General features: G+C 47.9%; 7 protein-coding genes. 4 read left to right on the top strand and 3 right to left on the bottom strand.

Annotated features, from left to right (window positions below; genetic code table 11):
* The first annotated feature begins 56 nt into the window (after positions 1–56).
* From ACMXYO_RS12205 to ACMXYO_RS12195, 3 genes are read left to right on the top strand one after another with little or no spacing between them, the layout of a single operon-like run.
* Positions 57–3,656 (top strand): retention module-containing protein, encoded by a 3,600-nt coding sequence (locus tag ACMXYO_RS12205; RefSeq protein WP_415885379.1) that lies wholly within the window; start codon positions 57–59, stop codon positions 3,654–3,656.
* Positions 3,563–7,990 carry a beta strand repeat-containing protein gene (locus ACMXYO_RS12200; protein ID WP_415885378.1) on the top strand — a complete coding sequence of 1,476 codons (4,428 nt, stop codon included), beginning with the start codon at positions 3,563–3,565 and terminating at the stop codon, positions 7,988–7,990. Before ACMXYO_RS12205 ends, ACMXYO_RS12200 begins: the two co-directional genes overlap by 94 nt.
* Positions 7,900–10,176, top strand: a complete 2,277-nt coding sequence (locus ACMXYO_RS12195) for a type I secretion C-terminal target domain-containing protein (protein ID WP_415885377.1) — start codon at positions 7,900–7,902, stop codon at positions 10,174–10,176. The genes ACMXYO_RS12200 and ACMXYO_RS12195 overlap by 91 nt, the downstream gene beginning before the upstream one ends.
* Before the next feature lie 54 nt (positions 10,177–10,230).
* Here the strand turns inward: ACMXYO_RS12195 and ACMXYO_RS12190 are convergent, their stop codons facing one another.
* Positions 10,231–10,563: a HopJ type III effector protein gene (locus ACMXYO_RS12190; RefSeq protein WP_415885376.1), complete on the bottom strand. Its 333-nt coding sequence runs from the start codon at positions 10,561–10,563 to the stop codon at positions 10,231–10,233.
* 220 nt (positions 10,564–10,783) lie between these two features.
* Here ACMXYO_RS12190 and ACMXYO_RS12185 point away from each other — a divergent pair, with 220 nt between their 5' ends.
* Positions 10,784–11,047 (top strand): hypothetical protein, encoded by a 264-nt coding sequence (locus ACMXYO_RS12185; RefSeq protein WP_415885375.1) that lies wholly within the window; start codon positions 10,784–10,786, stop codon positions 11,045–11,047.
* Positions 11,048–11,095: 48 nt separating this feature from the next.
* Here ACMXYO_RS12185 and ACMXYO_RS12180 read toward each other — a convergent pair whose 3' ends face one another.
* Together ACMXYO_RS12180 and metG are read right to left on the bottom strand one after the other, a co-directional pair.
* Positions 11,096–11,341 carry a TIGR02647 family protein gene (locus tag ACMXYO_RS12180; protein WP_415881899.1) on the bottom strand — a complete coding sequence of 82 codons (246 nt, stop codon included), beginning with the start codon at positions 11,339–11,341 and terminating at the stop codon, positions 11,096–11,098.
* 251 nt (positions 11,342–11,592) lie between these two features.
* Positions 11,593–13,638 (bottom strand): methionine--tRNA ligase, encoded by a 2,046-nt coding sequence (gene metG, locus ACMXYO_RS12175; protein WP_415885374.1) that lies wholly within the window; start codon positions 13,636–13,638, stop codon positions 11,593–11,595.
* Positions 13,639–13,926: the final 288 nt, after the last annotated feature.

The raw sequence follows: 13,926 nt of genomic DNA, 5'->3' as shown, positions 1-13,926 counted from the left end.
GTTATTTCTCAGTACGCATTGATGAATACCACGAATAAAAAATGGGAGTGGTGGTCATGAGTGTAGTTATAGGTTCTGTATCTCAAATATCAGGTAAGGTTGTAGCGATTAGTCCAGATGGTTCGGAGCGAACCCTCGCCTTAGGTGATCCTGTATATGAAGATGATTTAATCAAAGTTTCACAAGATGGCTCAGTTGAAATAGATGTAAACAATGCTGAGTTAGTTGCATTGGAATCAGGGCAAGTTTGGCTGGTGTCGAGTGAAACCTTTTCAGTAATTGATAATATTGACCCAAGTGAATATGCAGTAAGCCCTGAATTTCTTGATGCTGCGTTAGCTGCAGAAGTCGCAGAAAATGCTGAAGACGCTGTTGAGCTAGCAAGAGAAGAGGCCGCCGCAGCTGAAGAAGCTGGGGAAACGTTCTTTGATCAAGCAAATGCTGATGCCGAAGCGGAAGCTGAAGCGATACAAGCTGCAATTTTAGCCGGTGTTGACCCTACTGAAGTAGGTGAAGCAACTGCAGCAGGAGGTGAACCTGCTGCAGGTGATGGTGGAAATGAAGGTTCTTCTACCGTAAATATTACCCGTACAGCTGAAGAAGTAGATCCCACAGCTGGTTATGACACTATAGGTTTCGAAGATACTTTTGAGGAGCCTGAGGAAGAGTTACTACCTGGGCCTGATCCTGAAGAGCCTCCGGTAGTGAGTGTTTCCGTAGAGGTTGAAGTTGTCGTTGAAACACCTTCCGATCCAGAAGATCCGGAAAACCCTGAGTTACCAAATGAAACTACACCTGTAGTGCTTTCTCCTGAGGGTGTTTTGGTGCTTGAAGGTACTGAATCTGGTGATGGCACAGAAACTCGTGATGTCACCTTTAATCTGGTTCTAGACAAAGTGTTTGATCAGGATGTTGTGGTGACGTATCAGTTCAACATTCTTTCTGATAATAGCGCGGCTGATTATGGCTCAGAGGAAGATCCACAGGATTGGACTAACGGTGGTTTAGTTGTAACGGAAACCATCCCTGCAGGCACTACAGTAATTCCGGTAACGATCACAATCACTCAGGATCACCTGGCTGAAGGCGATGGCGTATTTGAGATCGTCTTGATTGATGCGGTAAATGCCACGATCAACCCTGATGCAAGTTCAGAAACCGTTACCATTATTGATGATGATACAACCCCAACAGCATTTGATGATCAGAACGCTGTTACAGAAGATGATGCTGAAGAAGGTTTCCCTGAAACAACAGGTAATGTTATCGGTGGTGCAGGTGTTTCTGCCGGTGATGTTGCTGATATTGATGAGGATGGAGATATTCCCTCTGTTATTTCGTTCTCTTTTGAGGGTGCAGAGGCGGCTCCAGGTGAAACGCTAGAGGGGATGTATGGTGAATTAACTCTTAATAGTGATGGATCGTACACCTATACCCTAACAGATAATGATAGTGCAGAAATTCAGAGTCTCACAGCAGACGGCGAGCCACTTGTTGAGACATTTACCTATGTAATAAACGATGGTTATAACCTTGATCCCGAGGATGAAAGTGAGGCTACTTTAACGATCACCATTAATGGTGCGGATGATTCAGCTGAAGTAACGGTATCTGCAGAAGGCCCAGATAGTACAGTTTACGAAGCCGGTCTGGCAGCGGGTAGCGACGAGCTGGCCGACAGCGTGCCGGACAATGATGATTCTGAGCAAGATACAGGTACCTTTGGTGTATCAGCCACAGATGGTATTGAGTCCATAACGGTCAATGGCGTTACTTTTACTGTTGAGGAACTGTTGGCAACCAATGATACCGCGGTAAATGTGGGTAGCACTGGCATAGGTACCCTCACTATCACAGGCTTCAGTTGGGATGCGGATCAGGAAGACTATTCCGGTCAGGTGAGCTACATCTATGAATTGGATGAAGCTCAGACACACGGTGAACCAGGTTCAGAAACCGATGGAATCGTGACGGACAGTGTTGCGGTATCGGTACTGGGTATTGGTGGCAGCAATGACAGCGATAACCTGAGTATCAATATCCATGATGATGCTCCAGAAGCGATAGATGACTTTGACGGTGTTACTGAAGATGGTGCAGCGGCAACCGGTAATGTTATCGCAGGTAACGACGACACCCCTGATACACAAGATGCTGAAGAAGATGTTCAGGGTGCAGACCGTGACGGTGGCTACGCCAAAGTTGTAGGAGTAGCACTGGGTTCAACCGAAGAAGACCTATCTGGCGATGTAGGTAATATGCTGTACGGTACCTACGGTACCCTGACGTTAGGTGAGGGTGGTGGTTACACCTATACCCAATACACCTATGACATGGTTGTTGCAGCAGAATCGGCTGCAGAAGACTACGACGGTGGTGATGCGGATGAGCAGGCTCGTCTGGATGCATTGGCAGAACAGCTAGCCGATGGTTATGCCGCGATTCAGGCTCTTAATGGTTCTCAGGAAGCGGATGAGCAAAACCCTGAAGGAATCCCTGCAGATACGGTTGATGATGTCTTTAGTTATACCCTGGAAGATGCGGATGGGGATAAAGACACAGCACAGCTAACGATTACAGTTACTGGGGAAGATGATACCACTGATATCAGCTTTGCTGGTGATGAGCAAGTGGATGAAGCTGGTTTACCATTTGGTTCAGCTGAATATTCTGATGGTGATGAAACCAATGATTCGGATACCTCGGAGCGTGTTAACGGCACGATCAGTGTCAGCGCGAGCGATGGTATTGATGATGTGGTAATTGGTGGTATTACCCTGACCCTTGCTGATCTGCAGGCCTTGGATGGTACAACCGAGATCGATACCGGCGAAGGTACACTGACCCTGAACAGCTACACACCAACCGATGGTGATGCAGCTGAGCTGGGCGGTTCTATCGCGTATACCTATACCTTGGATGCGACCATTGATAACGACAGCATCATACCAAGTGGTGATGACACTGTTGATGATGACGCGTTCAATGACAGCATAGCGGTGACCGTAAATGGCATTGGTGGCAGTCTGGCGGAAGATGATCTGGTAATTGAAGTACTTGATGATGTGCCGGATGCGATAGCGGACGTTGATGCGATTGATGAAGATGCGGCACCTATCTCAGGTAATGTTATTACAGGCGCTACAGCTGATCCGAATGATACTGATGGTACGGGTGCTGACACCGAGGGTGCTGACCGCTATGCAACGGTTTACGGAGTAGCGGTGGGCTCGGTGGCATCAAATGTCGTGATCGACGATGGTGTCGGTGCAACGTTATACGGTAGCTACGGTACGCTAACCATGGGCAGCACAGGTGGTTACACCTATACCCAATATACCTATGACATGGCAGTAGCCTTGCGTACCGCAGCGGATACCGCTCAGGACAACCTTGACGCATACGGTCCGGATGATGGTGAGCCGGAATATGATGATCTGGTGGCAGCACGCGATGAAGCAGATGCTCTGGCTGATCAGGTTGAAGCTGGCTTTGCAGCGATTCAGGCGCTGAATGGAGAGCAGCCCGCGCAGGAGAAGACCCAGCTGTTCCAGCTGATACATTGGATGATGTCTTCAGCTATACCTTGGCGGATGCAGATGCTGAGTCTGCAGATGATCTGGAACCGGATGCGGACAAAGATACAACAACGCTGACCATTACCATCACGGGTGTGGATGACACAGCGGGTATCAGCTTCACCGGCGCTGAACAGGTTGATGAAGCGGGATTGCCGTTCGGTTCCGGAGAATATTCTGATGGTGATGAAGCCAATGATTCGGATTCCTCGGAGCGTGTTAACGGCACGATCAGTGTCAGCGCGAGCGATGGTATTGATGATGTGGTAATTGGTGGTATTACCCTGACCCTTGCCGATCTGCAGGCCTTGGATGGTACAACCGAGATCGATACCGGCGAAGGTACACTGACCCTGAACAGCTACACACCAACCGATGGTGATGCCGTAGAACTGGGCGGTGTTATCGCTTATACATACGAGTTGGACGCAACCATTGATAATGACAGTATCACCCCAAGTGGCGATGACACTGTTGATGATGACGCGTTTAACGACAGTATAGCGGTGACCGTAAATGGCATTGGTGGCAGTCTGGCGGAAGATGATCTGGTAATTGAAGTACTTGATGATGTGCCGGATGCGATAGCGGACGTTGATGCGATTGATGAAGATGCGGCACCTATCTCAGGTAATGTTATTACAGGCGCTACAGCTGATCCGAATGATACTGATGGTACGGGTGCTGACACCGAGGGTGCTGACCGCTATGCAACGGTTTACGGAGTAGCGGTGGGCTCGGTGGCATCAAATGTCGTGATCGACGATGGTGTCGGTGCAACGTTATACGGTAGCTACGGTACGCTAACCATGGGCAGCACAGGTGGTTACACCTATACCCAATATACCTATGACATGGCAGTAGCCTTGCATACCGCAGCGGATACCGCTCAGGACAACCTTGACGCATACGGTCCGGATGATGGTGAGCCGGAATATGATGATCTGGTGGCAGCACGCGATGAAGCAGATGCTCTGGCTGATCAGGTTGAAGCTGGCTTTGCAGCGATTCAGGCGCTGAATGGAGAGCAACCCGCGCAGGGAGAAGACCCAGCCGTACCAGCTGATACATTGGATGATGTCTTCAGCTATACCCTGGCGGATGCGGATGCTTCTACCGATGGATCTACCGCGGATGAAGATAAAGACACTACAACACTGACCATTACCATCACGGGTGTGGATGACACAGCGGGCATCAGCTTCACCGGCACTGAACAGGTTGATGAAGCGGGATTGCCGTTCGGTTCCGGAGAATATGCTGATGGTGATGAAGCCAATGATTCGGATTCCTCGGAGCGTGTTAACGGCACGATCAGTGTCAGCGCGAGCGATGGTATTGATGATGTGGTAATTGGTGGTATTACCCTGACCCTTGCCGATCTGCAGGCCTTGGATGGTACAACCGAGATCGATACCGGCGAAGGTACACTGACCCTGAACAGCTACACACCAACCGATGGTGATGCAGCTGAGCTGGGCGGTTCTATCGCGTATACCTATACCTTGGATGCGACCATTGATAACGACAGCATCATACCAAGTGGTGATGACACTGTTGATGATGACGCGTTCAATGACAGCATAGCGGTGACCGTAAATGGCATTGGTGGCAGTCTGGCGGAAGATGATCTGGTAATTGAAGTACTTGATGATGTGCCGGATGCGATAGCGGACGTTGATGCGATTGATGAAGATGCGGCACCTATCTCAGGTAATGTTATTACAGGCGCTACAGCTGATCCGAATGATACTGATGGTACGGGTGCTGACACCGAGGGTGCTGACCGCTATGCAACGGTTTACGGAGTAGCGGTGGGCTCGGTGGCATCAAATGTCGTGATCGACGATGGTGTCGGTGCAACGTTATACGGTAGCTACGGTACGCTAACCATGGGCAGCACAGGTGGTTACACCTATACCCAATATACCTATGACATGGCAGTAGCCTTGCGTACCGCAGCGGATACCGCTCAGGACAACCTTGACGCATACGGTCCGGATGATGGTGAGCCGGAATATGATGATCTGGTGGCAGCACGCGATGAAGCAGATGCTCTGGCTGATCAGGTTGAAGCTGGCTTTGCAGCGATTCAGGCGCTGAATGGAGAGCAACCCGCGCAGGGAGAAGACCCAGCCGTACCAGCTGATACATTGGATGATGTCTTCAGCTATACCCTGGCGGATGCGGATGCTTCTACCGATGGATCTACCGCGGATGAAGATAAAGACACTACAACACTGACCATTACCATCACGGGTGTGGATGACACAGCGGGCATCAGCTTCACCGGCACTGAACAGGTTGATGAAGCGGGATTGCCGTTCGGTTCCGGAGAATATGCTGATGGTGATGAAGCCAATGATTCGGATTCCTCGGAGCGTGTTAACGGCACGATCAGTGTCAGCGCGAGCGATGGTATTGATGATGTGGTAATTGGTGGTATTACCCTGACCCTTGCTGATCTGCAGGCCTTGGATGGTACAACCGAGATCGATACCGGCGAAGGTACACTGACCCTGAACAGCTACACACCAACCGATGGTGATGCAGCTGAGCTGGGCGGTTCTATCGCGTATACCTATACCTTGGATGCGACCATTGATAACGACAGCATCATACCAAGTGGTGATGACACTGTTGATGATGACGCGTTCAATGACAGCATAGCGGTGACCGTAAATGGCATTGGTGGCAGTCTGGCGGAAGATGATCTGGTAATTGAAGTACTTGATGATGTGCCGGATGCGATAGCGGACGTTGATGCGATTGATGAAGATGCGGCACCTATCTCAGGTAATGTTATTACAGGCGCTACAGCTGATCCGAATGATACTGATGGTACGGGTGCTGACACCGAGGGTGCTGACCGCTATGCAACGGTTTACGGAGTAGCGGTGGGCTCGGTGGCATCAAATGTCGTGATCGACGATGGTGTCGGTGCAACGTTATACGGTAGCTACGGTACGCTAACCATGGGCAGCACAGGTGGTTACACCTATACCCAATATACCTATGACATGGCAGTAGCCTTGCGTACCGCAGCGGATACCGCTCAGGACAACCTTGACGCATACGGTCCGGATGATGGTGAGCCGGAATATGATGATCTGGTGGCAGCACGCGATGAAGCAGATGCTCTGGCTGATCAGGTTGAAGCTGGCTTTGCAGCGATTCAGGCGCTGAATGGAGAGCAGCCCGCGCAGGGAGAAGACCCAGCTGTTCCAGCTGATACATTGGATGATGTCTTCAGCTATACCTTGGCGGATGCAGATGCTGAGTCTGCAGATGATCTGGAACCGGATGCGGACAAAGATACAACAACGCTGACCATTACCATCACGGGTGTGGATGACACAGCGGGTATCAGCTTCACCGGCGCTGAACAGGTTGATGAAGCGGGATTGCCGTTCGGTTCCGGAGAATATTCTGATGGTGATGAAGCCAATGATTCGGATTCCTCGGAGCGTGTTAACGGCACGATCAGTGTCAGCGCGAGCGATGGTATTGATGATGTGGTAATTGGTGGTATTACCCTGACCCTTGCCGATCTGCAGGCCTTGGATGGTACAACCGAGATCGATACCGGCGAAGGTACACTGACCCTGAACAGCTACACACCAACCGATGGTGATGCCGTAGAACTGGGCGGTGTTATCGCTTATACATACGAGTTGGACGCAACCATTGATAATGACAGTATCACCCCAAGTGGCGATGACACTGTTGATGATGACGCGTTTAACGACAGTATAGCGGTGACCGTAAATGGCATTGGTGGCAGTCTGGCGGAAGATGATCTGGTAATTGAAGTACTTGATGATGTGCCGGATGCGATAGCGGACGTTGATGCGATTGATGAAGATGCGGCACCTATCTCAGGTAATGTTATTACAGGCGCTACAGCTGATCCGAATGATACTGATGGTACGGGTGCTGACACCGAGGGTGCTGACCGCTATGCAACGGTTTACGGAGTAGCGGTGGGCTCGGTGGCATCAAATGTCGTGATCGACGATGGTGTCGGTGCAACGTTATACGGTAGCTACGGTACGCTAACCATGGGCAGCACAGGTGGTTACACCTATACCCAATATACCTATGACATGGCAGTAGCCTTGCATACCGCAGCGGATACCGCTCAGGACAACCTTGACGCATACGGTCCGGATGATGGTGAGCCGGAATATGATGATCTGGTGGCAGCACGCGATGAAGCAGATGCTCTGGCTGATCAGGTTGAAGCTGGCTTTGCAGCGATTCAGGCGCTGAATGGAGAGCAACCCGCGCAGGAGAAGACCCAGCCGTACCAGCTGATACATTGGATGATGTCTTCAGCTATACCCTGGCGGATGCGGATGCTTCTACCGATGGATCTACCGCGGATGAAGATAAAGACACTACAACACTGACCATTACCATCACGGGTGTGGATGACACAGCGGGCATCAGCTTCACCGGCACTGAACAGGTTGATGAAGCGGGATTGCCGTTCGGTTCCGGAGAATATGCTGATGGTGATGAAGCCAATGATTCGGATTCCTCGGAGCGTGTTAACGGCACGATCAGTGTCAGCGCGAGCGATGGTATTGATGATGTGGTAATTGGTGGTATTACCCTGACCCTTGCCGATCTGCAGGCCTTGGATGGTACAACCGAGATCGATACCGGCGAAGGTACACTGACCCTGAACAGCTACACACCAACCGATGGTGATGCAGCTGAGCTGGGCGGTTCTATCGCGTATACCTATACCTTGGATGCGACCATTGATAACGACAGCATCATACCAAGTGGTGATGACACTGTTGATGATGACGCGTTCAATGACAGCATAGCGGTGACCGTAAATGGCATTGGTGGCAGTGAAGCGGAAGGTAACCTGACAATTAATATTCTGGATGACGAGCCTGGCGTAGTCTCTCCAACTAAAGGATTGGTTGGTAATACCGGCACCGGAGCGACCACGGAACAGCTGAATTTCTTTGAAATTGTTGGTGCCGACCGTGGGGATACCGAAGATGTAACCTTTAGTTTGAGTAATGTTGGAGCATTGGCGGGTGTAACGACCGTGATGGGGCAGACTATCACCCTGAGCCTGACGAACAATAATCACACTATCGAGGCCCGAGATGAGGATGGTGCTTTAGTCTTTACCGTAGTGCTTAATCCGGATGCCGGAACCGAAGCAAACGATACTTACACCTTAACCATGTTCCAGAAACTTGATGATGGGTCGGGTGAGGCGTTTAGCTTCCTCGGCCTACAGCCAAATAGCGACGATTGGTATGGCCTGGAAGGTAGTACTCTTACAGAAGGAGGCTTGTCGCGAGATATTCTGGTGACCGGTGAAGTTGTGGGTACCGATTCGGTTAACACCAGTCAGACCGGTCTGGGTACCGGTAATAATGCCATCGACCCAGGTCAGTTGATGCGCTTTGACTTTGTAACCGGCCTTGAAGTTCCGGGGTCTGCAGAAGATCTTGGAAATGGCAGTGATGCCAATCTGGATGATATCTCGACTATGTCATTTACCGACCATTACAGCGATTCAGTGGCGTCCTTTACTGTGTCACAGACCCAGTCGGGGGCTAGAGTTGGTGCTCAGGTTCAGGTGTATGACCTGAGTGACGCTGAGGCTGTGCTGGATGAAACGGATTTTGCATCCACAACAGGTGCTGACTTTGATGATGTTAATGGCGAAAGAGTTAGGATTGCCAGCGTTGTAGTTCTGAATGACTTGGGGCAGGTCATAGAAGAAGTTGTTTGGGATGAAGATCTGGATGAATTTGTAGTTAGTGGTCTGAATGATGCGAATATCGAAGTGTACGCAGGTTCTGATCCGCAGGCCCTTGCTACCGAAAATATATTGGTATCTGTAGATGGCCTTCTGTCGGGATACAGCGTGGTAGTTACCGGTGAGTCTGAATTTGAAAGACTGGAAGTACTGAACAATGATGACCCTAATTCTACTAACCCAACTAAAGGCTTTGACGTCTCCGGCATCAATGTAGGTGTGGATGTCGATGGTACGGCCATTGATATGAACTTTGCCCTTGATGTTGTTGATGCGGATGGCGATACCAATAGCGGTACGTTGAATGTCACAGTATTGCCTGACATTGTTGGTACTGATAATGCCGAAACTCTAACCGCCGATGATGGTGACAGTGCACTGTTTGGTTTGGGTGGTAATGACATTCTGATTGGTGGTGCCGGTGATGATCTGCTAATCGGTGGGGATGGAGAAGATACCTTCGTTTGGAATGCAGGAGATGATGGTACAGATGTAGCCCCAGCGGTAGATACTATCGCTGATTTCCAGACCGGGTTTGTTAGTGGTTCTGTTGATGATGTGTTGGATCTGAAAGATATGCTTGATGGTGAAACTGAAGCAACGTTGGAAAACTTCCTATCGTTCAGCTCTGACGGAACTGATACCACTATCGATGTTGACCCAAATGGTGTAAATGCAGGTGGAGTTACTCAGCAGATCGTATTGAAAGATATGGATCTGACTCAGGGAGGAACCCTCACAGATGCAGATATAATAGCTGGCCTACTGGCTAATAATAATCTGGATGTAGATAACTCTTAATAAGTTAGTATCACTGGAATTCAAAGCACCCCATTCAGGGGTGCTTTTTAAACTTTATGATAGAGCTGATCCGCTGAATGAAATGCCTTCCCAACCCGTTTTCATGAAGTTACGAATATTTCCATGATCATCGCCTTCAGGTGTATTTAATACGTCCTGATAAAAACGGCCGAAGCAGCGTAACGTTTGTTCTTTGTCTAAATTGTTTAATTGTGCAAATGCAAAGATCTTACAGCTACCTTCATTTTGCCCGACCTCATTCTGAACATCGCCATTAGAAAAAGCTGTCGGCGAAAATTCATAGTTATCTGAGATCACTTGCATAGTGTCTTCAAAATCAAGTTCAGGGTTGTTATCTAGTTGCTGAAGAAATTCATTTAGGGTCATTTTTATGCCTTCTAATTCAAGTGTTATCTGCAGTTGGATATTAGAGTGCTGTTTAATTTTTGCAATAGTTTGATCTCAATCAGCCTTGCTTGATCTTTATCCATTCACGAATACCGGAACTGGCTATTTGATTTACACTGAAAGTGCCAAGGTTAGAAAACCTTTAGGCAAGGATGTACAAGAATGTACTTAGGTTTCAATGAGGAAGAGGTGTTTAGCCATGTTAACTTATCAAGAGTGTTTGGAAATGAGCGGCCTATCTGCATCTGAAGTAGACGCGATTGCTGAGCATGAACATGTTGACCCTATCATAGCTATGGCGATGGGTAACTATTTGGTAGAACACCAAGGTGAGAAGCTTATTAAGCGTATTATTTTGGATGACATCACTAAGGCTGAAAGGAAAGGTGATGATGAACATGCAGCTTTGCTACGTAGAGTTATGGAGCACTTTATAGCTACTCATCCAGATGCTGGTCTCTGAGGCATTAACAAATAGATAAAGGGCCGGAAGGCCCTTTATTTTTGTGAACTATAAGCGACTTTCGGTCAATAGTATGGTCAATAGCGTTTGGCTGTTTTCAGCTGCGTCGTGCCCTAATGGTGTTAAATATCCACCATCGGTTTGCGTGACTAAACCTTTATCAAACAGGCGCTGTGTAGCAGCAATAATCTCGGGTTTAGCGGAGGAGTGAACTTTAATACCTTCTTGCGTTGTATCGAGGTTAAACATATTCAATACATTCAATTCTTGCATGATCTCTTCGTTATACGGCATATCTGCTCCTGAAAAAAATCGTCGGTATCTAAGGTGTGTTAGCCAATCTTTAATGGTTAGCAAAAGACCTTATCCAACAGCATAGACCTTCTTGCTTTGAAATATAACCCTTTAATTTCAATGAAAAAGAAATTGGGTAGCTAAGTTGTTGTGAAGTGATAAAACTTGAAGAAATTGAAGATTAAAGGGCGAGGGGAAGCGTATTGAGAGCGGAAAGAAAAAAGGGGCAGAATAGCTGCCCCCTTATTGAATTACTTAATGCGCATACCAGGTTGTGCACCTTCGTCTGGATTGAGGATCCATAGATCTTCACCTCCTGGGCCCGCTGCCAGAACCATACCTTCGGAAACACCGAACTTCATCTTTCTAGGAGCAAGGTTAGCAACCATCACGGTTAGCTTACCTTCTAGATCTTCAGGAGCATATGCGGATTTAATGCCTGCAAAGACATTACGTGTTTCACCACCTAAATCTAGCGTTAACTGTAGAAGCTTATTCGCGCCTTTAACATGTTCTGCTTTGGCGATGCGTACAACACGCAGATCGACTTTAGCAAAATCTGGGAACTCAATAGTATCAGCGATTGGCTCGTCAGCTAATGGGCCTTTATCTGCTTTGGAGCTTTGCTCAGTCGCAGCAGCAAGTGCGGCCAAGACTTCTTTAGTCTCTTCGATAATTGCGTTTACTTTGTCTTCTTCTACACGCTGCATCAACGGCTTGAACTTATTGATCTTATGGCTAAGTAGAGGAGCTTCAATAGCATCCCACGCCATATTCTCAACATTTAGGAAAGCTTGAGCTTCTTCTGCAACTTGCGGAAGTACAGGCGCAAGGTAAGTCAGAATGACACGGAACAAGTTGATGCCCATTGAACAGCAATCTTGTACCGCTTGTTCCTGACCTTCTTGTTTAGCAAGTACCCAAGGTTCAGCGTTGTCGATGTACTGGTTAGCTTTATCAGCAAGCGCCATAATTTCACGCATAGCTTTGCCGAATTCGCGATTTTCATAAGCGTTGGCAATGTTTTCGCCAGCAGCAACCGCTTCTTGGTATAGCGCAGGCTCAGATAGAGCAGGTGCCATTTCACCATCGAACTTCTTCTTGATAAAGCCAGCACAGCGAGAAGCGATGTTGATAACTTTGTTGACCAAGTCTGCGTTTACACGCATACGGAAGTCTTCTAAGTTTAGGTCGATATCATCGATGCCTGAGCTTAACTTAGCTGCAAAGTAGTAACGCAGGTATTCAGGGCGTAGATGCTTAAGGTATGTCTCAGCCATAATGAACGTGCCGCGAGACTTAGACATCTTTTGACCATCAACGGTTAAGAAACCGTGACAGAAAACTCCTGTTGGCTTACGGAAACCTGCACCTTCTAGCATTGCTGGCCAGAATAGGGTGTGGAAGTAAGCGATATCTTTACCGATAAAGTGGTATAGCTCAGTTTCTGATGATTCAGACCAGTATTCGTCAAAATCGACACCGTTCTTATCACACCAGTTTTTAAAGCTGGCCATGTAACCGATAGGGGCATCTAGCCATACGTAGAAGTATTTGCCTGGAGCATCTGGAATTTCAAAACCCCAGTAAGGTGCATCACGGGAAATATCCCAGTTTTGTAAGCCGGACTCGAACCACTCATTCAGTTTATGAATCATCTGTTCCTGAACATGGTTATCTACCCAGTTGCGTAAGAACCATTCGAAATCACCTAGTTTGAAGAAGTAGTGCTCGGACTCTTTTTCAATTGGTTTCGCACCAGAAACTGCGGAGTACGCATTTTTCAATTCAACAGGGCTGTAGGTAGCACCACATTTTTCACAGGAATCGCCATACTGATCTGGTTCGCCACACTTAGGGCAATCACCCTTAACGAAACGGTCAGGAAGGAACATCTCTTTCTCTGGATCATATGCCTGAGTGATAGTCTTTTTAGCAATATGACCGCCATCACGTAAAGCTGTGTAGATCTTCGAGGAGAAATGCTGGTTTTCAGGTGAATGGGTAGAGTGATAGTTATCAAAACCAACCATAAAGCCAGAGAAGTCACGCTGGTGCTCTTCGCTTACTTTATCGATCAATTCTTGCGGTGAAATACCCATCTGATCAGCTTTGAGCATAATTGGCGTGCCGTGAGCATCATCAGCACAAACATATGTACATTGATGGCCACGTTGCTTCTGGAAGCGAACCCAGATATCAGTCTGGATATATTCCACCAAATGACCAAGATGGATAGGGCCATTAGCATACGGAAGGGCGCTTGTTACAAGAATTTTGCGTTTGCTGTCAGTCATGATCTGCCTGAAAACCTAAAATCATTAAAAAAATAGACCGCAGATTCTACGCGTTTTGGACGATTTTATGAACAGTTAAAGTTCTGTTAACTGAAGAAGGAGTGTTTTTTAAGAATAGGCGAAAATTTGTGGAGATTTACCTGTTCGGAGCATTGAAAAATAGACTTGTGAACAACAATTTTCCGCTAACAATGAACTACTTTAGAACACCAGGCTACAAGCAGTGTTGTTGAAATAAATATAACCCTACAAAAATTAGGAAAAATGCTCATACTTAAGTAAGCTGTA

Source organism: Neptuniibacter sp. QD37_6 (assembly GCF_047778085.1).
Lineage (GTDB): Bacteria > Pseudomonadota > Gammaproteobacteria > Pseudomonadales > Balneatricaceae > Neptuniibacter.
Note: the sequence above shows the minus strand (reverse complement) of the source record. Positions and strands in the feature narration are given on the sequence as shown.